The organism is bacterium SCSIO 12696 (assembly GCA_024397955.1).
Classification (GTDB): Bacteria; Pseudomonadota; Gammaproteobacteria; order Pseudomonadales; family Porticoccaceae; genus SCSIO-12696.
Map to the genome: position 1 here is coordinate 279,164 of CP073744.1, position 18,230 is coordinate 297,393.

Sequence of the window (18,230 nt, forward strand, 5' to 3'; positions counted from 1 at the left end):
TAATCCATTAATTATAGATACCTGAGAGACTTCGAGACGGCCGGATGATTGATGCAAATCAACCGAAACCCATGTTTTGTAGCCGTGAAAAAACCGTATTTTCACTGTCAGGCAGGTGGGCGTATTGGCCAATCTCTGCCCAGTGAGTATCCGGGTGGTGAAAATCAGAGCCGCAAGATGCCAGCAAACCTGTTTGTTGGCAGGCAGCCATCATTGCCTGGGTGTCGGAGGGTACCTGTTTGCCAGAAGCTACCTCCATGGCTTCGCCACCTAAAGCTTTAAAGTCGTCCAGCAATTGCAGCAGTTTTGTGCGCGTTAATTTGTATTTCAGGGGGTGAGCCAATACCGCAATGCCACCGGAGGCTCGTATCCAGTGAATCACTTGCTCCATGGTTGCCCAGTGTTGTTTGGCGTCTCCCGGCTTGCCGTCGCCCAAATATTTTTTAAACGCTTGCTGAGTATTGGCTACCTGGTTTGTGGACACCAGATACTGGGCAAAATGAGGGCGCCCCAATTGGCTGCCATTGGCGATTTTTACAATCTCTTGCAGGGGGCAGTTTAATCCGGCTTTGCTGAGTTTACTGGCGATACGCTCGGCGCGCTGTTGGCGAGCCCGGGTCTGCGCTGTCACTGCTTCGGCAATAGCCGGGCTGTTCAAATCGATACCCAGGCCAACAATATGCACACCGCGCTTGCGCCACGTGGTGGACAGCTCAATGCCGGGAATCAGGGTTAGCGGGCATTCCTGTGGGTCGATTTGCGAATAGGCCGCCACGGTATCGTGATCGGTGATGGACAGATGTGTGACCCCAAAGCGGTATGCTCGTTGCACCAATTGATTGGGTGGTAAAGAGCCATCCGACGCGGTGCTGTGACAGTGGAGGTCAAATTTGATCGCTGCCGGATCCGTCATCAGTCGCTCACTTTGCCGCGCATGGCTTTCACTTTTGATCGTCTTGCCTTGCCGTCCAGGCGACGCTTTTTGGACGCCAGTGTGGGTTTGGTGGCGCGGCGTTTTTTCTGTACCGCGGTGGCCGCCAGAATCAGTTCTTTCAAGCGGGCGAGGGCGGCATCGCGATTCTTTTCCTGAGTGCGAAATTCCTGAGCTTTGATGACCACAATGCCGTCTTTGGATATGCGTTGATCGCGATAATTCAGCAGCCTTTGTTTGTAAAAACCCGGCAGAGACGAAGCGCGAATATCAAAGCGCAAATGAATGGCACTGGAGACTTTGTTGACGTTCTGGCCGCCAGCCCCCTGGGCGCGAATGGCGTTAAATTCCAGTTCGTGCTCAGGGATGGTGACCTGGTTTGATACGGTCAGCATTGGGCGTGCTCGCGTATGACTTCGAGAAAATCGACGCCAAACTTGTCCAGTTTTGACTGGCCGACGCCGCTGATATTCAGCAACTCCACTTCACTGGTGGGCTGGTATTCCATCATCTCCATCAAGGTGGCGTCGTGGAACACCACATATGGCGGTACACCGTTTTCATCCGCCAGTTGTTTACGCCGTTGGCGCAACGCTTCCCACAGTGCTCTGTCGGCGTCGCTGACGTTGCTGTCAGCGGCTTTGCGCGCGGGTTTGCGCAGGGTTTTTTGCGCCACATCCTGGCGCAACGTCAAAATCACTTCGCCGCGCAACAGGGGGCGGCTGTGCTCAGTGAGGCGCAGGGCTCCGTAGTGCTCGGCATCGGCCACCACAAAGCCCTGTACCACCAGCTGCCGCAACACCGAGCGCCACTGGGTTTCGTTTAGGTCAGCACCGATACCAAAGGTGCTCAGTTGCTGATGTTGCCACTGGTGGATTTTGTCGTTCTCCCGACCTCTCAAAATATCGATGACATGAGCGGCGCCAAAACGCTGGCCGCTGCGGTATATGGCGGACAATAATTTTTGCGCAGCTTCGGTGCCATCCCAGGTTTGCGGTGGTGTTAAACAGGTGTCGCAGTTGCCGCAACGGCCGTCGCCACTGGGGCCCTGATAGTGCTCGCCAAAATAGGCCAGCAGTGAATGGCGGCGGCATTCGGTGACTTCGCACCAACCCAACAAGCTGTCCAGTTTGCTGCGCTCAATACGCTTTTGTTGCTCTGGAGCCGTTGAGCTGTCCATCATCTGCACCAGTCGAACCACATCTTGTAGGCCGTAAATCATCCAGGCATCAGCGGCCTCGCCGTCGCGTCCGGCGCGCCCGGTTTCCTGGTAGTACGCCTCCATGCTTTTGGGCAAATCCAAATGCGCTACAAAACGCACATCCGGTTTGTCGATACCCATACCGAATGCGATGGTGGCGACCATAATAATTGCGTCTTCGCGCAGAAAGCGCTGCAGGTGTTCGGCGCGCATATCACTGGGCAGACCTGCGTGGTAAGGCAGGGCAGTCAGGCCACGACTACAGAGCCACTGGGCGGTGCTCTCTACTTTTTTGCGCGACATGCAGTAGACAATGCCACAGTGTTCTTTGTGGGGCAGCAGAAACTTGATCAGCTGTTTTTTAGGGTCGCTTTTTGGGTGTACCTGATAGCGAATATTGCTGCGATCAAAGCCACTGATAAAGCTTCGATGATCACAGAGGCCAAGTCGCTGGGGTATTTCTTGCTGGGTACGCGGATCGGCGGTGGCGGTGAGCGCCATACGCGGTACGCCGGGAAAGTGCTCTGCCAGGGTGTACAGCAACAGGTAATCCTGACGAAAATCGTGACCCCACTGAGAGACACAGTGAGCTTCATCGATGGCAATCAGGGAGACGGGTATCTGGCTCAACAGGTTCAATGTGCGCGGCTGCAACAGCCGCTCTGGGGCGATGTAAAGAATATCCAGATCGCCGCAGTGCATTTTTTCAACCACTGCTTGTTGCTCGCCAGGGCTTTGGGAGGAATTGAGAAACGCCGTATCAAGACCCAGTTGCTGCAGGGCGGATACTTGGTCTTGCATCAATGCAATCAGCGGTGATACCACAATGCCCATGCCCGGTCTCAGCAGAGCCGGAATCTGGTAACAGAGGGATTTGCCACCCCCGGTTGGCATCAGCACCAGGGTGTCAGAACCTTCCAGAGCCGCCTCAATAACCGCCTGTTGCGGCCCACGAAAGGCTTGGTAGCCGTAAATTTCCCTGAGTATGTGCAGTGCTTCGTCGATCATCGCGGCATTATAGCCGGGCATGGGTGCACAGTTTCCCTATTTGTGTGGGAACGACTAGAATTTTTGCTTGATCAAATCCGGAGAGCCGACGTGAAAACCCCCAAACCCGAAAATGCGGTGGATCTGAGCGGTGAAGATATTCACTGGAATCAGGACATCAGCTACGGCCAATACCTGAATCTGGAAAAAGTGCTCAATGCCCAGCAGTGCCTGTCTGGCAGTCACGATGAGATGATGTTTATTGTCATTCACCAGGCCTCGGAGCTGTGGATGAAACTGATGATTCACGAGCTGACCGAGGCCATGGCCTGTGTACAGCGAGACGATTTGGGGCCAGCCATGAAAATGGTGGCACGTATTGCCCGCTGCCAGGAACAGCTGACGTACTCCTGGAACGTGCTGTCGACCATGACCCCCAAAGACTATCTGAGTTTTCGCGATTCTCTGGGCCAAAGCTCCGGGTTTCAGTCCTATCAATACCGCATGATTGAATTTGCCCTGGGCAATAAGAACCCGGGTATGGTGGCTGCGCACAAGGAGTTTCCAGAGATTTACCAACAGGTAAACCGCGTTCTCAATGCCCCGAGTATTTATGACCTGACCATCCAGCTACTCGCCAGGAGAGGCTTTGATGTGCCCGATGACTATCTACAACGGGACTGGAGCCAGCCGTATACTGCCAGCCCGGCTATTGAGGCGATCTGGTCGACGGTTTATCGCGACAGTGAACAGTATTGGGAGCTGTACGACTGGGCGGAAAAGCTGGTGGATATTGAGCACCGCTTCCAGACCTGGCGCTTTGCTCATATGAAGACTGTGGAGCGCATTATTGGTCATCGCCGCGGCAGTGGTGGTACCGGCGGAGTTAGTTACCTGGTGAAAGCCTTGGAGCTGAGTTTTTACCCGGAGTTGTGGTCGGTGAGAACTGCCCTTTAGTTTCGGCTATCCGAATGGGCTATAGTTAATACCTGTAGTTAATCATTTGTTTCACCTTGAGGAAAATATCATGAAATTGGCACTCGTAGCGGCGCTTTTGGCCGCGGTAACTGTCATTGGTGGCTGCTCCACGGTAAAAGGCAACTCGGTTCAGGAGAGACGCGCCTACGTGGACACTATGCGCAACAACACCCTTCAAGACCTCTACAAAGAGCACCCCAAAGCGCGCCAGCAAATTGCCGATGCGGCGGGCTATGCCATCTTCAGCAACATCAACACCAACCTGATTTTTGTCACCACCAGTGGTGGCTACGGCGTAGTGACTCGCAAAGGTGGCAGCAAAACCTATATGAAAATGGCCGGTGGTGGCTTGGGTATTGGCGCGGGTTTGCGGGATATGCGCCTGGTGCTGATTTTCAAGAAAAGTCACGACCTGGAAAACTTTGCTGACAATGGCTGGGATGTCTCCGGGCAAGCCGGTGCCACCGCTCAATCCGATGATCAGGGCGGCTCGGTAAATGTGGTTAAGTCTGTGGATTTTGATATTGTCAGTTACGAGTTGACCAAAGCGGGTATTGCGTTGGAAGCTACTGTAGATGGTATGAAGTTCTGGAAGGATAAAGAACTGAATTAAAGGCTGACCGGTTTTCCTTTTGCTATGAGTGTCGTTAACACCAAAAATTCAGATCACTATAAGTGGGGCCAAAGCTCTGATGGTTGGCACTTGCTTAAATCGGATGGTCTAAGTGTTATCGAGGAGCGTGTCCCAGCGGGTGAAAGTGAAGAAAGACATTATCATAACGAATCACAGCAGTTTTTCTATGTACTGTATGGTATTGCCCATCTGGAAATATCTGGTGATGTGTACGAGGTGCATGCAGGCAGTGGTATTCATGTTTCTGCAAAAGCACCTCATCAATTAATGAATAAAAGTTCTGGTGACTTACGTTTTTTGGTTATATCACAGCCAAAAAGTCATGGTGATAGGGTCGTTGTATAAAATTTTAAATTTGCTGCAGTCTCTTACCAGAAACCCTTCAAGTAAAAGTAGTTGTTGAGTAAACGCGTTGCCAAAAATAATACTACAAGGCCATATTGTTGTGCCTGAAACTGATCTGCCCGAGGTGGAGGCTGAGCTTCCTCGGCATATCGAATTGACAAAAGCTGAGAAAGGTTGCCTGGATTTTCAGGTAACCCAAAGCTTGGAAAATAAGCGTATTTTCACTGTTTACGAAGAGTTTATTGATCGGGCCGCTTTTGAATATCATCAGCAGCGGGTTAAGAAGTCGTACTGGGGAACAATGGCAGTTAATGTGGAAAGGCACTATAGAATCAGTGAAATTGATTGCCCCGAAGCACAATAAAATATCTAGACTATTTCTTAGTTGATTTTAAAATTACAAATTTTTGATTGCTCACCACTGTCTGGCAATTGCCGAACAGTCTCTTGAGTTTCACGTGGTAGCCCAAGTGGCGGTTGCCAATCACCCAGAGTTCTCCACCGGTTTTTAATACTTGTTTTGATTCCCGAAACATTTGCTCCGCGACCTGAGTGCTGACCGCGTTTTGTTGGTGAAAAGGTGGGTTGTTCACAATCAGATCAGCACTGTTTTTTGCGATGCCCTGCAGGCAGTCGGTTACTTTAAAGGTTGCGTTTCTGTCGGCAAAATTGGCTGAGAAATTAGTTTTAGCAGACGCCACCGCCATAAAGGATTCATCCACAAAAGTCATATCGGCTTGTGGGTTTCGCTGTGCGGCCACTATTCCCAGCAGACCGTTGCCACAGCCTAGATCGATTATCTGTTGATAACGATCATTAGCAGGCAGGTGTTCCAGAAAAAATCGCGTGCCAATATCCAGCTTATCTCTGGAAAATACATTGGCGTGATTGCTGACCTCAAGTTTGAGTTCCGGTATCGGGCAGGTTTTGGGGTAGGGGTTTTCTACCGGTTCATGCTTGCCTGGTTTACAAAACACCAGGCGGGCCTTTTTCTTTGCCAGTGATGTGGTGGTGGCGCCCAGCAGTCGTTCAAACAAAGTCAGGTGGGAGTTGTGCAAATACTTGACCATAGAGGCCGCTACGACAACCGTGTCAACGCTTATAAACTGCTGCAAACGGTGCAGCTGGTCTTCCAGCAGTGATAAGCTCTTGGGAATTTTTATCACCACCAAATTGAACGTTTGTTCGAGCTTTGGCCACTCAAGAGAAGAGTGTAACTTAACCGCCTCAGGGGAGAGCTGATTGGCTGTCAAATTGTGATCTGTGCCTCTATGGGAGAGCCAGGAATCGCCAATGGAGATTGGCTGCAATCCTGGAAAACCTGTGCACAGGGTCACAGCCAAAGCGCCAAAGCTGTCGTTCAATATCAACACTTGGCTGTTGGGGTTGATTCCCGGTTGCTCTGCCAGATAATTGACCAGGTACTCATCCGCAGCATCCCAGGCACGCAATGTGTCTTTGGGGTGAGCAGGATAGCGTGTCAGGCCAATAGGACCGTATGGTGAATCAAAGGTATCCATAAAGCAGCAATTTTGCATCTGTTGCGGTCAAAGGCCGCAGTATAAATAACAATAAGGAAAAATCAGAGAATGAAGCCGGTTACCGATACGATCGTAGAGGCCGTTGGCCAGGTGCTGATGGGTAAAGAGCAGCAGGTTCGTCTGGCACTGGCTTGCCTGTTGGCCAAGGGGCATCTGCTGATTGAAGATTTGCCCGGTATGGGCAAAACGACTCTGGCCCATGCCTTGGCTGCTGCTTTGGGGCTGGATTTTAACCGGGTGCAATTTACCAGCGACTTGTTGCCAGCGGACATCCTCGGGGTTTCGGTGTACAACCGCAACACCGAACAGTTTAGTTTTCACCAGGGCCCGATTTTCAGCCAATTGCTGGTGGCAGATGAGATAAACCGCACCACACCAAAAACTCAAAGTGCGTTGTTGGAAGCGATGGCAGAGCGACAGGTCACCACAGAGGGTGAGACTCGCAATTTGCCAACGCCTTTTTTTGTGATTGCCACTCAAAACCCGGTTCATCAATCCGGCACATTCCCACTGCCGGAATCTCAGTTAGATCGCTTTTTAATGCGCCTGTCACTGGGCTATCCGGATCAGGCCGCAGAGCTGAAATTGCTCAGTGGTATCGATCCGCGAGAGTCTCTGCGAGGGCTCAAAGCGGTGATTCCCACAGAGCAGTTACTCAAGTTGCAAGAGCATGTTGGGGAGATCAAGACGTCAACCAGCTTGCTCAGCTACCTGCAGCGTTTGATCAGCTTTTCACGCTCAGAGCCGGGTTTTGAATACGGTATCTCCCCACGAGGCTCTCTGGCCTTGCTACACAGTGCCAAAGCCTGGGCACTGTTGGAAGGTCGGGATTATGTGATCCCCGAAGACATTCAGCATGTGGCACCAGCGGTATTGGGGCATCGTTTGCGCGGTGCCAACGAACTGGCTGGCAATCCGGGCAGTCAGCTGGTGGAGCGCTTGCTCAGTAGTGTGGATATCGTCTAGCACTATGCTTTCCAGGAATATGGCTGCCAAAGCCCACGGTTTTATTCCCCCGTTTATGCGTCGCCGTTTTTCTCTGTGGCTCAATCGTCGGATGCCTGCAGCCCGGCGCATTCGTTTAAATCAGCAGCGTTTGTTTATCTTGCCCACCAAAGCGGGTACTGCGTATTTGGTACTGGTTAGCATTATTTGGCTATTGGCCACCAACTATCAGAATGGTTTGGTATTCGCGGTAGCCTGTTTACTCAGCAGTTTATTCATCACCGCCATTTTGCACAGCTATGCCAACCTGGCTGGGCTGGATGTGTCTTTTGTGGCGGCAGAACCGGTATTTAACGGCCAGCAGATGCTGTTTCGGATAGCGGTTTGTTGCGCCGATCAACGTCAGCGCCAGGGTATTGAATTGCACTTTCGGCATGCCGAAAGCCAGGTCTTGGATCTACTGGACAGCAACCGCCAGGAGGCACTGGTGCCTGCTCAAACTGACCACCGTGGTTGGTTTCACCCGGGAAGAGTGACTGTAGAGAGCCGCTACCCGGTAGGATTGTTTCGGGTATGGACGTATCTGGATTTGAACTGCAAGGGTCTGGTGTATCCGCAACCTGTGGAAGGGCCTGAGGTGATGTCTGCACCGGCCCAGGGAAGCTCTGGTCAGCGTCAGTTGACGGTGGGGAGTGATGACTTTGCCGGCTTTAAAGCCTATCAAAAAGGCATGCCGCTACAGCATTTATCCTGGAAGCACTACGCTCGTGAGCGCGGTTTGTTGGGCAAGGAATACGCAGACGCTATCGATGAGCGACTGTGGCTGCGTTGGCAGGATTACCCCGGTGTCGACAGCGAACTGCGCCTTTCTTACCTTTGCGATCGACTATTGGATGTTGCCCGCAGAGAAGCGGAATACGGGCTGCAATTGCCAGGGGTGGAGGTATTACAGGGCCGAGGTGATGCTCATAGTCAGGAAATTCTGCGCAACTTAGCGCTGTTTGAACCCGGTGGTGGTTCTAAAAGGAGAGAAGCCTTTTGACTCCCCAGTGGCAAATACCCAGAGCCGGTTTGGTGTGGCTGATCTGCGCCCAGCTAGCCATTGCTGCAGGGTTATTCGCTGTACTGCCACTGTGGATACTGATGGTGTTGGTGTTGAGCTGTTTGTGGCGTATACAAATCTATCGCGGCGTGTGGAGTTACCCCGGTCGCTGGAGCAAATTGCTGCTGTTGATACTGAATATTGCGGCGATGGTGTTTTCATTCGATCGGTTTACCGGGCTGGAACCGCTAACCGCATTACTGGTGAGCGCGGCTGCGTTTAAATTGCTGGAAATGCATCGGCGCAGTGACGGTCTCAAGTTGATATTCGTTTGTTATTTCACCGCTTCACTGCAACTGCTCTATGAGCAGACCATCGCTGTGGGTGGTTACACCCTGTTTTGCCTGTTGCTGGTCACTGCCGCACTCACCGGTATTTTTCAGCGCGCAGAGGGGCATGCGGCCACTTGGGCACCGTTAAAGCGTGGTACCGCGCTGCTGAGCCAATCGTTGCCGCTGATGGTGGTGCTTTTTCTGGTATTGCCCAGGTTGCCAGCGTTTTGGGCAGTGCCGGGCCAGCAACAGGCATCTACGGGTGTCAGTGGTGAAATGTCGCCGGGAGACTTTTCTCGCTTGGGTAAAAACGGTGATCTGGCATTTCGGGTATCTTTCGAAAAAGGGGCGCCACCGTCTCCGGATTTGCTGTATTGGCGAGGGCCGGTATTGACCCACTTCGATGGTCGTCGCTGGAGCCAGCTTGACCCGATTAACTTTGGCGATGGCTCTCACGTCGCCTGGGGAGGCAATGGTACCGGTGGCAAATCCGGTAGCCACTGGCTACAACGGATTCAACGGGGCGGCCAGCAGCGCGACTATACCGTGGTTATGGAGCCCACCCAGCGCCTCTGGTTATTTGCGTTACTTGCACCCGACAGCAATGACTCCAGTGTTGGCATAACCCGAGAGATGCGCCTGGTGAGCCGCCAGCCAGTAAGCGGTAAAAAGCAATACTCGGTCAGTTGGTGGCCGCAATATCGGTATTTTGCCGATACATTGGTACCTTGGCAGCGCTTTCAGGTGCTGAAACTGCCCAAGGGTTACAACCCCAGAGCGGTTGCCTTGGCAACCCAGTGGCGTGAGGAAAGCGTTACCGAAGAGGCCTACATACAACGGGTGTTGCAGTGGTTTAACCGAGAGTTTACCTACACTCTGGAACCACCCGCACTGGGCCGCAACACGGTAGACGAGTTTTTGTGGGGCAGCCAGCGAGGCTTTTGCGAACATTATGCAGGCAGCTTTGTATTTTTAATGCGCGCTGGCGGTGTGCCTGCACGGGTAGTGACTGGCTATCAGGGAGCGGAAGCGCACCCGGATGGTTATTTGCTGGTTCACCAATACAACGCTCATGCCTGGGCGGAAGTGTGGCTGGAAGGGCGAGGCTGGGTGCGTGTAGACCCTACTGCCGCTGTTGCCCCTGAGCGCATTGAGCAGGGCGCAGAGTCGTTTTTTGGGCAAAGCGCCACCAGTTTGGCAGAAGATGGATTTTCTTTGTCGCGATATCGCCATATTGGCTGGTTAAACAGTTTGCGCTTGCAACTGGATGCTCTGGACTACTACTGGAGCACATGGGTTCTCGGCTATCAGAGCCAGCAAAAGTCATTTTTGCAGCGCTGGTTGGGCGAGATCAGTTGGCGCAGCATTGGTTTGCTGTTGTTTGCCACCGGTGGTCTGGTGATGTTGATGACTTTACTGTGGCTGCTGCGTGGCAGTTTGAAAGCCCGCCGTCAACCAGCACTGCAGCGCCAGTTTGTGAAATTGTGTCGCCGCCTGGCAAAAGCCGGGTGGCCCAGAGCGTCTGCCGAAGGGCCCCGAGATTACCGGCTGAGGTTAGAGGCCAGTGAATTTAAGCAGCGCACAAAAAGCCAGAATGCTCTGCTGGCGTTGAAGCTGTACGAAAAGGTTTGTTACGGTGACCAACCCCAGCATGCGGAAGCGTTTTACCGTGAAGCAAAACAATTTCGTTAGTGAATAGGTCCAGAGGAGCAGCTCCTAGAGAGTAAAGGCTATGGAAAACGATCGTCACAAACAGCAAATGGTCAGTGCCAGTTCGGCGCTGAAGGGCCGTACCCAAAAGGTTGCAGTACCCAGTGAACACTATGTGACTGGCAACGATATGCAGTCGCCATTTCCTCTGGGTATACAGCAGGCAGTTTTTGCTATGGGGCCTTTTTGGTTGCCAGAATTTCTGTACTGGCAACAGGATGGCATTTACGCCACGGCGGTAGGTTACTGCGGTGGCTACACCCCAAATCCCACCCACGAAGAAGTGGCCAGCTCTCAAACCGGTCATGCGGAGAGCGTGCTGGTGGCCTATGACGCCTCTGAAATCAGTTACAGCCGGTTGCTGAAAATTTTTTGGGACTGCCATAACCCCACCCAAGGTATGCGCCAGGGAGACCATGTGGGCACTCAGTTCCGGTCAGTTATTTTCTGTTTTGACGATGACCAGCAACAGCAGGCTGAACAGAGCCTGATTCAATACCAGCAGCAGCTTACTGCCAAGGGTTTTGGTGACATCACCACATCGGTTGAATGGGCGGGAGACTTCTATTACGCCGAGTCTGATCAGCAACAGTACTTGGCCAAAAACCCAGATTGCGACTGTGATTTAGAGGGCACCGGAGTTTCTTTCCGCCTGTCTTGACAGTTAAGACTTGTTTACAAAATTTAACCACTCTTGCATGGCAAGCCTCAGTAGCCACTACTAAACTGTAGCGGATTTTTTGAGGACACCTTCACATGCAAAAATACCTGTTGGCTGCTGTTGTAGCCATAATTTCCGTTTCTGTTTTAGCCCTGAATATCGATTATGCACCCACCGTTGAGCAGCCAGTTCGTGAGGCTGCTGTTAAAGCACCTATTGAAAAGCAGGGGATTCGGTTTTTCCAAGGCAGCTTTGAAGAAGCACTGCAAGAGGCAGGCAGACAGGGCAAGCCGGTATTTGTCGATATGCACGCCGACTGGTGTGGCCCTTGCGTTTATATGTCTGCGGAAGTGTTTCCAGTGGCAGAAGTGGGAGAGTTCTACAATCAGAACTTCATCAGTGTGAAAGTGGATGTGGAAGATGAGCGCGGCGGGGAAATTGCCACTGCTTATCAAGTGAGCGGGTTGCCAACGTTACTTTACCTGAACAGCGACGGCGGTGTGCGTTACGAAGCTCTGGGTGGCCTGGGTGTTCAGGAATTGCTGAATGCAGGCAAGCAGGCTTTGGCCCAGTAATTCTCCCTAAACGGATTTATTGATAAGAACACCAATCACTCCAACTGCCTCCGTACAGTTTTGCAGGGGGCAGTCCGGCAATTTCCATGGCCAGTAAATTCACACAGGCCGTGACTCCAGAACCACAATAAACCACCCATTCTTTATCACCAGGCAATGTTGACCAGCGCTGCTTTTGATGGCTCGGGCAGCGAGCGAAACCACTGTCATCAGTCACTTCTTGCCAAGGGAAATTGGCGGCACCAGGAATATGCCCGGTGATGGGGTCAATGGGTTCTTCCAGCCCTTGGTAGCGAGGTGCCTCCCGCGAATCAATCAGCAACCGGCTTGTGTTGTCCAGATTACCTGCGATGTCTTTATAACTGAGCAGCCATTGTGTTTGCTCTTTAGCCTCAAACTGTCCCGATTTGGCAACGGTTGGTATTTGCGATGTGGTTTCCAATTCTGCCTGATACCAGGCGCTAAAACCTCCGTCGAGTACTTTTACGTTCTGATGGCCAAAGTAACGCAACATCCACCATAGTCGAGAGGCGAAGGCAAAACGTTGGTCGTCATAAACCACCACCAAGGTGTTTGAATTTACGCCATAGCGCTGCATGAGGGCTTCAAAGTGTCTGCGGGTGGGCATTGGGTGGCGGCCGCCGTGCGTGCCTAAAGGGCCAGATAAGTCTCGATCCAAATGCAAGTAGTGGCTGCCGGGGATGTGACTGATGTCGTAAGCCTGCTGGTTTTGTTCGGTATTGGCTAATGAGAAACGACAGTCAAAAATAACCATATCTTTGCCGAGTTGTTGGTGTAATTCCTGAACAGAAATCAATGGCGAACAAGTCATGGTGATATTCCAGTGGTAAACTCCCCGCAGTTTATCGCCAGGAACGCAGCAGAGATAGCCATGATTCGCTCAATTGTTAAAACCGCTTTACTCCCTGTGATTGTTTGTACAGCGAACGTGCAGCATGCTGATGCTGAAAACGGTGTCGATGATTTGCAGGCGTGTATGGCTCAGGCGCTATACACTGCCAGCGACAGTACCACGGTTGGTCAGTTGCGCCAGCAGTGTGAGCGGCAGCTGGTTGTCCAGGATCAGCTGCATATAAGCCCCGGCCAGGTAAATACGGCCTTGAAACGCCGCATTGCTCACGAGCAATCGGCGTCTGATAACCCGTTTGCCCTGATTGCCCACCGTCCCACCTATTTTTTGACCGGTGTGTACAACGGAGGTATTGAGGATTCGGTGAACACCCAGGAAGGCGAGCTGGACAATATTGAAGCGCAGTTTCAAATGAGCTTCAAAATCCCGCTTTACAGAGGGTTGTTCCGTGAAATTCCAGTGTTAAAAGATGTGTTTGGGGAAAATGGCAACCTCAGTTTTGCTTATACCAACCGCTCCTTTTGGCAGGTGTACAACAGTGAACTGTCGGCACCATTTCGGGAAACCAACCACGAGCCAGAGATGATTCTCTCGTTTTTCAACGACTGGCAATGGGGTGAACTGCGCAATGTATCCAATCAGCTGGTGTTTAATCACCAGTCCAATGGCCGCAACGTGCCATTCTCTCGCAGCTGGAATCGGGTGATGATGGATTTTATTTTTGAGTACGGAGATAACTTCGCGTTTTCTTTGAAACCGTGGTATCGCCTCCCGGAACCATTAAAAATGGACCCTTTGGAAACCACCGGGGACGACAACCCGGATATCACCCGTTTTCTCGGTCATTTTGAGTGGCAGGGGGTATATGACCGCAATGGCCACAGCGTCAGTTTGATGATTCGAGACCCAATTACTGCTGAAGGCGCTTATGAGCTGGGTTGGAGCTTCCCGATTAACGATCGTTTGCAAGGTTACCTGAAATATTTTAACGGTTATGGTGAGAGCTTGATTGACTACAATGTAAAACACGAAACCATTGGTATCGGCTTTCAGTTGACGGATTGGCTGTAGTGAATGTGCTTAAAAGCCCTAATTTTTGTAGGTGAATACGAATGCTGATTTATGAAGTAAATCTCACTGTGAGCCGAGATATTGCGTCAGACTATCGACGTTGGCTGCAAATTCATATTGAGGAAATGCTAAAGAATCCCGGCTTTCAGGCCGCTAAATTCTATCAGCGGGATGCCGATGAAGCGGGGGGTGATGGTGAATGCTGGACGGTGCACTATTTTGTGGAGAGTCGAGCCGCCCTCAATGACTACTTTGATGGCCCTGCAGGGGAAATGAGAGAGCAGGGTATCCGGCGTTTTGGCGGTAAATTCAGTGCCAACCGCCGTGTTTTAGAGCCACTGGAGAAGTTTGTTGCTGATGATGTGAACTGATTTAAATCATCAGCACAAAGGGAAACATAATGATAAAAACAACAATTTGTGTGCTGTTCTTGAGGGTCGTATTACTGCCTTCGTTATTGGCATTTTCCCTGTACTTTTCAGGAAACCTTTTAGCTGCTGAAGCTGAAGCACCCACTCAACATCAATCTCCAGGTACGAGTGAAGGTGAGGCCTATCTGCCACTGATTAAACCTCTTCCGCAATCCCTTCCTGTGGACCGGGAAAAAGCACTGCTTGGTGAGCAGTTGTTTCACGATATTGGCTTGGCGGCAGGGCAGGCGTCCTGCGGTACTTGCCATATTCTAGAGCGTTGGGGTACGGACGGTTTGGCTAAGTCCATTGATATTCGCGGTGGCTTTGACGACATGAATACCCTGAGCGTTTTCAACGCGGTGCTGAATTTCCGCTTATTGTGGAACGGCGATGCAGAAACGCCTCACCAGCAAATTGACAAAGTCATGAATAATGACCGCCACATGGGGGCTGGCTGGCCAATTGCTTTGCAATACATCAGTAGCAGGGAAGAATATATCCAACAGTTTGATAAGTTGTTTGGTGGAGCAATTAATCCGAGCACCGTCAGCGACGCCATTGTTGAGTATGAAAAAACCTTAATCACGCCCAATGCACCTTTTGACCACTACCTTCGCGGCGACAATAACGCCATTGACCGTGAACAGAAGCAAGGCCTGAAACTATTTATCGAGTACGGCTGCATTGCCTGCCATCAGGGTACCAATGTCGGTGGCAATATGTTCGCCCGCTTTGGTGTATTTATTGAACCTTACCAAAGTACGACTGCCAGCCAGTTTGATTTGGGCCGCTTTAATGTCACAGGTAAAGAGTCAGACCGCTATGTTATGCGTGTTCCCAGCTTACGCAATGTGGCCAAGACAGGGCCATACTTTCACGATGGCGGCACAAAGGATTTGAAAAGTGCTGTGCAGTCTATGGGTTATTACCAGCTGGGCAGAATGATAGCGGACGATGAAGCAGAGAAGATCGTACGCTTTTTAGAATCTTTAACCGGGGAATTTCCGGAGCCGCTGAAATGATGGTTCGTCGCTGGTTATTTATTGCTCTACTGATGGCGACGTTTGGCCTGATTTGGTTGGCATTGACGGCTAACCAAGATGAAAACAATCGTTTGCTGGCAAGGTTGAATCAGTTATACGCTTTGAATGTGCAGGTAAACGAAGAGGTAGGGCGCAGTTACATCGGTATTGCCTCCAATTATGATCACCTTATTGAGCAAGTTCGCCTGTTGTCTGCCGAGGCTGACGGTTTTATTGCTGACGCTCAACGTTTGGATGGCAGTGCAGGCTATCTGGACAGGCTCAAGCAGGCAGTGGCCGATAAAAAACAGCAAGTTGAAGATTTTAAGTACAGAAATTCCATTGTTCGATTGACCTGGCACCACTACCCAACACTGGGCGCGACCACACTCGAGCTATTGCAAAGAGACACGACCGCCAGGAGTGCAGAGCTTGAGTCGTTGGTTAAAAACCTGATTATTGCCACCTCTCTGTATGTGAACAGTAATCAAAATCAAACTGCGGTAAAAGATAGCCTGGAGTCGTTGAAGCAGTGGTCTGGCGATTACGGCGAAGCCGATTCGAATTTAAAATTGCTGATGCGCTATTCAGAGAAAACTCTGGAATACAGCGTTCTGCTTGAGACGTTAACACAAGGCATTTATGAGCATCCGCTACAGGGGCGGCTGGGCCAGGTTGAACGGTTTATTGTTAAGCAGCAAGCGTCTTCAGAACAGCGCGTCAAGCTGTTGAGAATAGCAGCATTGTTGGGGGCAATTTTTCTCAGTGCCATTGTTGTCTATCTGGTTCGTGGTTTTTCACGTGCTTCCAGCGAGTTGAGTAAATCTGAACAGCAGGTGGATTTTCAGCAATACGTGCTCAATGAGCACGCCATGGTCTCGATTATCGATCGCAATGGAATTATTCGCCAGGTTTCTGATCGCCTTTGCGAAGTATTGGGTTACCAGCCGGAAGAGGTGGTGGGGCAGCCGCGTACGATATTTTTTTCCACCAAGCACGATAAAGCGTTTTATAAGGAAGCCTGGGAATACATTAATACCGGGCAGGTCTGGAATGGCGAAGTGTGTTTGGATTGCAAAAACGGTGACCACTTTTGGTCGATGACCACGATCATTCCCAAAAAAGATCAAAAGGGCGATATATCCGAATTTATTTTTATCCGCACAGACATCAGCAAACTAAAGCGAGCCGAAGCAGAAATTTCTGTGTTGGCGCGCTTGCCAGAAGAAAATCCGGAAGCGGTATTGCGTGTCGATAAAGACAATACTGTTCTGTACGCTAACAAGCCGGCGGATTATTTGCTTGAGCACTGGGAGACCGCAATTGGCAAACTGGTGCCGGAAACTTGGTGCCTGCTGTTTGACGACTTGCGGCGAACGGGCCGCAACCAAGAAGTGGAGGTGGAGTGTGCTGGCCGCTGCTTTTTGTTGTTGATCATCCCAGTAAAAGATACACCGTATATCAATATCTACAGCCGCGATATTACTGCTCGTAAAAAAGCGGAAAAAGAACTGGCTTATATGGCTTACCACGATGATCTTACGGGATTGATCAATCGCGGTGCCTTTGAGCAAGAGCTGGAGGCCGCAGTACTCAGTGCGGCTAATGGCACCATTGTCCACTGTCTGATGTACATCGATTTGAACCAATTCAAAATCGTCAACGATACTTGTGGCCACGTGGCTGGTGATGAATTGCTGAAACAGGTTTCCCGTATTCTTATCGATACCGTGCGCAACAGCGATGTTGTCGGCCGACTGGGTGGGGATGAATTCGGGGTTATCTTATGGGGCTGTGATGTAGATGCGGCCATGGGGGTTGCCGAAAAAATCGTTTCGCTAATGCAGGGCTTTCGCTTTACCTGGGATGACTTGTTTTTCGATGTGGGTGCCAGCATTGGTATCGTCAAAGTGGATAACTCCGGTGGCGGCTTGGAAGATTTGATGGGTAAAGCCGATGTTGCCTGTTATTCCGCCAAAGAGGCCACCAGTAGCCATATTCACTTGTATCAGGAGCAGGTGTCAGAAGCCTCGGCTCGGCACAGCGAGATGCGCTGGGTATCCCGCATTCCCAGAGCTCTTGAGAATGACCAGTTTTGCTTGTTTACCCAGCCTATTTTGGCTCTCAAGGAAGATGACCCAAGGCCTCGCTACGAGGTGCTGGTGCGCTTGCGCGATGATGATGGCGAGTTCGTACCACCGGGTGCATTTTTGCCCGCTGCAGAACGATTTAAACAAATTACCCTGATCGACAGTTGTGTGATTCGCAAAATATTCGAGTTTATGGCCCAGAATGCGGACTATATGGCGCGGCATAAGCCAATCTTTTGCATTAATTTGTCAGGTACTTCGCTGGGTGATCAAGAAATACTGGAGTTGGTTACCAAGTGCTGTGAAACGTACCCGGAGTACATGCAGTATTTACACTTTGAGATTACCGAAACCTCAGCGGTAAAAGACTTTACGATCACCAGTAGCTTTATTGAAAAGTTTTTGATTCTCGGCTGCGATGGCATTTCTCTGGATGACTTTGGCAGTGGTATGTCGTCGTTTGCCTATTTGCAACAACTGCCGGTTGATGCTGTGAAAATTGATGGCTCTTTTGTACGGGATATGGCTAACAATGAAGTGAACCAATCCATTGTGCAATCGGTTCACGCTATCGGCCACGCCTTGGGCATGGAAACCGTTGCTGAATGGGTGGAAGATACAGAAACCATTAGCATGCTGAAAAAAATTGGTGTGGATTACATACAGGGCTATGTAGTTTCGGCACCGTTTCCTATTGAAGCACTGATAACCCGTAAAAGCTGGGATGAATTTCGTGAGGTGATTAAGCAGGACAAGCTGCTGCCCAAGTCCGCACTCAACCAGTAAATCAGAACAGATTAACTTTTCAAGGTGACTATTAGCCCCAATTATATTTCGGTTAATAGTGCGGTGTAATGCTGGTCAATACGGGCTTGATACAG

General features: G+C 50.9%; 18 protein-coding genes. 13 read left to right on the forward strand and 5 right to left on the reverse strand.

Annotation, left to right across the window (positions count from 1 at the left end; all coding sequences use genetic code 11):
• Positions 1-58: 58 nt before the first annotated feature.
• The 3 genes from KFE80_01310 to recQ are packed head-to-tail and all read right to left on the reverse strand — an operon-like array spanning position 59 to position 3,140.
• Entirely contained in the window at positions 59-913 is an 855-nt protein-coding gene (locus KFE80_01310; protein ID UTW45597.1) for a PHP domain-containing protein, read from the reverse strand.
• Positions 913-1,326: an aminoacyl-tRNA hydrolase gene (gene arfB, locus KFE80_01315; GenBank protein UTW45598.1), complete on the reverse strand. Its 414-nt coding sequence runs from the start codon at positions 1,324-1,326 to the stop codon at positions 913-915. Before arfB ends, KFE80_01310 begins: the two co-directional genes overlap by 1 nt.
• Complete coding sequence (gene recQ / locus KFE80_01320) at positions 1,320-3,140, reverse strand: DNA helicase RecQ (GenBank protein UTW46575.1); 1,821 nt, start codon at positions 3,138-3,140, stop codon at positions 1,320-1,322. Before recQ ends, arfB begins: the two co-directional genes overlap by 7 nt.
• A 90-nt stretch (positions 3,141-3,230) precedes the next feature.
• Here recQ and kynA point away from each other — a divergent pair, with 90 nt between their 5' ends.
• The 4 genes from kynA (at position 3,231) to KFE80_01340 (ending at position 5,440) form a co-directional block, all read left to right on the forward strand.
• Complete coding sequence (kynA, locus tag KFE80_01325; protein UTW45599.1) at positions 3,231-4,076, forward strand: tryptophan 2,3-dioxygenase; 846 nt, start codon at positions 3,231-3,233, stop codon at positions 4,074-4,076.
• A gap of 70 nt (positions 4,077-4,146) precedes the next feature.
• Positions 4,147-4,710 (forward strand): hypothetical protein, encoded by a 564-nt coding sequence (locus tag KFE80_01330; GenBank protein UTW45600.1) that lies wholly within the window; start codon positions 4,147-4,149, stop codon positions 4,708-4,710.
• A gap of 24 nt (positions 4,711-4,734) precedes the next feature.
• Positions 4,735-5,076, forward strand: coding sequence for a cupin domain-containing protein (locus tag KFE80_01335; GenBank protein UTW45601.1), 342 nt, complete (start codon positions 4,735-4,737; stop codon positions 5,074-5,076).
• A gap of 67 nt (positions 5,077-5,143) precedes the next feature.
• Complete coding sequence (locus tag KFE80_01340; protein UTW45602.1) at positions 5,144-5,440, forward strand: antibiotic biosynthesis monooxygenase; 297 nt, start codon at positions 5,144-5,146, stop codon at positions 5,438-5,440.
• A gap of 10 nt (positions 5,441-5,450) precedes the next feature.
• Here KFE80_01340 and KFE80_01345 read toward each other — a convergent pair whose 3' ends face one another.
• Entirely contained in the window at positions 5,451-6,596 is a 1,146-nt protein-coding gene (locus KFE80_01345; protein ID UTW45603.1) for a methyltransferase, read from the reverse strand.
• Between the two features lie 69 nt (positions 6,597-6,665).
• Here KFE80_01345 and KFE80_01350 point away from each other — a divergent pair, with 69 nt between their 5' ends.
• The 5 genes from KFE80_01350 (at position 6,666) to KFE80_01370 (ending at position 11,882) form a co-directional block, all read left to right on the forward strand.
• Positions 6,666-7,583, forward strand: coding sequence for a MoxR family ATPase (locus KFE80_01350; protein ID UTW45604.1), 918 nt, complete (start codon positions 6,666-6,668; stop codon positions 7,581-7,583).
• 19 nt (positions 7,584-7,602) lie between these two features.
• Positions 7,603-8,604 (forward strand): DUF58 domain-containing protein, encoded by a 1,002-nt coding sequence (locus KFE80_01355; GenBank protein ID UTW45605.1) that lies wholly within the window; start codon positions 7,603-7,605, stop codon positions 8,602-8,604.
• Positions 8,601-10,628 carry a DUF3488 domain-containing transglutaminase family protein gene (locus tag KFE80_01360; GenBank protein ID UTW45606.1) on the forward strand — a complete coding sequence of 676 codons (2,028 nt, stop codon included), beginning with the start codon at positions 8,601-8,603 and terminating at the stop codon, positions 10,626-10,628. The genes KFE80_01355 and KFE80_01360 overlap by 4 nt, the downstream gene beginning before the upstream one ends.
• A 40-nt stretch (positions 10,629-10,668) precedes the next feature.
• Complete coding sequence (gene msrA, locus KFE80_01365) at positions 10,669-11,307, forward strand: peptide-methionine (S)-S-oxide reductase MsrA (protein UTW45607.1); 639 nt, start codon at positions 10,669-10,671, stop codon at positions 11,305-11,307.
• Positions 11,308-11,402: 95 nt separating this feature from the next.
• Positions 11,403-11,882 (forward strand): thioredoxin family protein, encoded by a 480-nt coding sequence (locus KFE80_01370; GenBank protein UTW45608.1) that lies wholly within the window; start codon positions 11,403-11,405, stop codon positions 11,880-11,882.
• Positions 11,883-11,898: 16 nt separating this feature from the next.
• On the opposite strand, the gene KFE80_01375 is transcribed toward KFE80_01370, so the two are convergent.
• Positions 11,899-12,714: a sulfurtransferase gene (locus KFE80_01375; GenBank protein UTW45609.1), complete on the reverse strand. Its 816-nt coding sequence runs from the start codon at positions 12,712-12,714 to the stop codon at positions 11,899-11,901.
• A 60-nt stretch (positions 12,715-12,774) separates the two neighbouring features.
• On the opposite strand from KFE80_01375, the gene KFE80_01380 reads away from it, so the two are divergent.
• The 4 genes from KFE80_01380 to KFE80_01395 are packed head-to-tail and all read left to right on the forward strand — an operon-like array spanning position 12,775 to position 18,135.
• A complete protein-coding gene (locus KFE80_01380; protein UTW45610.1) occupies positions 12,775-13,824 on the forward strand; it encodes a phospholipase A in 1,050 nt (349 codons plus the stop codon).
• A gap of 41 nt (positions 13,825-13,865) precedes the next feature.
• Positions 13,866-14,195: a DUF4286 family protein gene (locus KFE80_01385; protein UTW45611.1), complete on the forward strand. Its 330-nt coding sequence runs from the start codon at positions 13,866-13,868 to the stop codon at positions 14,193-14,195.
• Positions 14,196-14,224: 29 nt separating this feature from the next.
• Positions 14,225-15,259 carry a c-type cytochrome gene (locus KFE80_01390; GenBank protein ID UTW45612.1) on the forward strand — a complete coding sequence of 345 codons (1,035 nt, stop codon included), beginning with the start codon at positions 14,225-14,227 and terminating at the stop codon, positions 15,257-15,259.
• Entirely contained in the window at positions 15,256-18,135 is a 2,880-nt protein-coding gene (locus KFE80_01395) for an EAL domain-containing protein (GenBank protein UTW45613.1), read from the forward strand. The genes KFE80_01390 and KFE80_01395 overlap by 4 nt, the downstream gene beginning before the upstream one ends.
• Positions 18,136-18,230 lie beyond the last annotated feature (95 nt).

Bases quoted from the DNA above. Each gene is read 5' to 3' on its own strand.
- KFE80_01310 (UTW45597.1), bottom strand. From the start codon at position 913: ATGACGGATCCGGCAGCGATCAAATTTGACCTCCACTGTCACAGCACC.
- arfB (UTW45598.1), bottom strand. From the start codon at position 1,326: ATGCTGACCGTATCAAACCAGGTCACCATCCCTGAGCACGAACTGGAA.
- recQ (UTW46575.1), bottom strand. From the start codon at position 3,140: ATGATCGACGAAGCACTGCACATACTCAGGGAAATTTACGGCTACCAA.
- KFE80_01330 (UTW45600.1), top strand. From the start codon at position 4,147: ATGAAATTGGCACTCGTAGCGGCGCTTTTGGCCGCGGTAACTGTCATT.
- KFE80_01335 (UTW45601.1), top strand. From the start codon at position 4,735: ATGAGTGTCGTTAACACCAAAAATTCAGATCACTATAAGTGGGGCCAA.
- KFE80_01345 (UTW45603.1), bottom strand. From the start codon at position 6,596: ATGGATACCTTTGATTCACCATACGGTCCTATTGGCCTGACACGCTAT.
- KFE80_01350 (UTW45604.1), top strand. From the start codon at position 6,666: ATGAAGCCGGTTACCGATACGATCGTAGAGGCCGTTGGCCAGGTGCTG.
- KFE80_01355 (UTW45605.1), top strand. From the start codon at position 7,603: ATGGCTGCCAAAGCCCACGGTTTTATTCCCCCGTTTATGCGTCGCCGT.
- msrA (UTW45607.1), top strand. From the start codon at position 10,669: ATGGAAAACGATCGTCACAAACAGCAAATGGTCAGTGCCAGTTCGGCG.
- KFE80_01370 (UTW45608.1), top strand. From the start codon at position 11,403: ATGCAAAAATACCTGTTGGCTGCTGTTGTAGCCATAATTTCCGTTTCT.
- KFE80_01375 (UTW45609.1), bottom strand. From the start codon at position 12,714: ATGACTTGTTCGCCATTGATTTCTGTTCAGGAATTACACCAACAACTC.
- KFE80_01380 (UTW45610.1), top strand. From the start codon at position 12,775: ATGATTCGCTCAATTGTTAAAACCGCTTTACTCCCTGTGATTGTTTGT.
- KFE80_01385 (UTW45611.1), top strand. From the start codon at position 13,866: ATGCTGATTTATGAAGTAAATCTCACTGTGAGCCGAGATATTGCGTCA.
- KFE80_01390 (UTW45612.1), top strand. From the start codon at position 14,225: ATGATAAAAACAACAATTTGTGTGCTGTTCTTGAGGGTCGTATTACTG.
- KFE80_01395 (UTW45613.1), top strand. From the start codon at position 15,256: ATGATGGTTCGTCGCTGGTTATTTATTGCTCTACTGATGGCGACGTTT.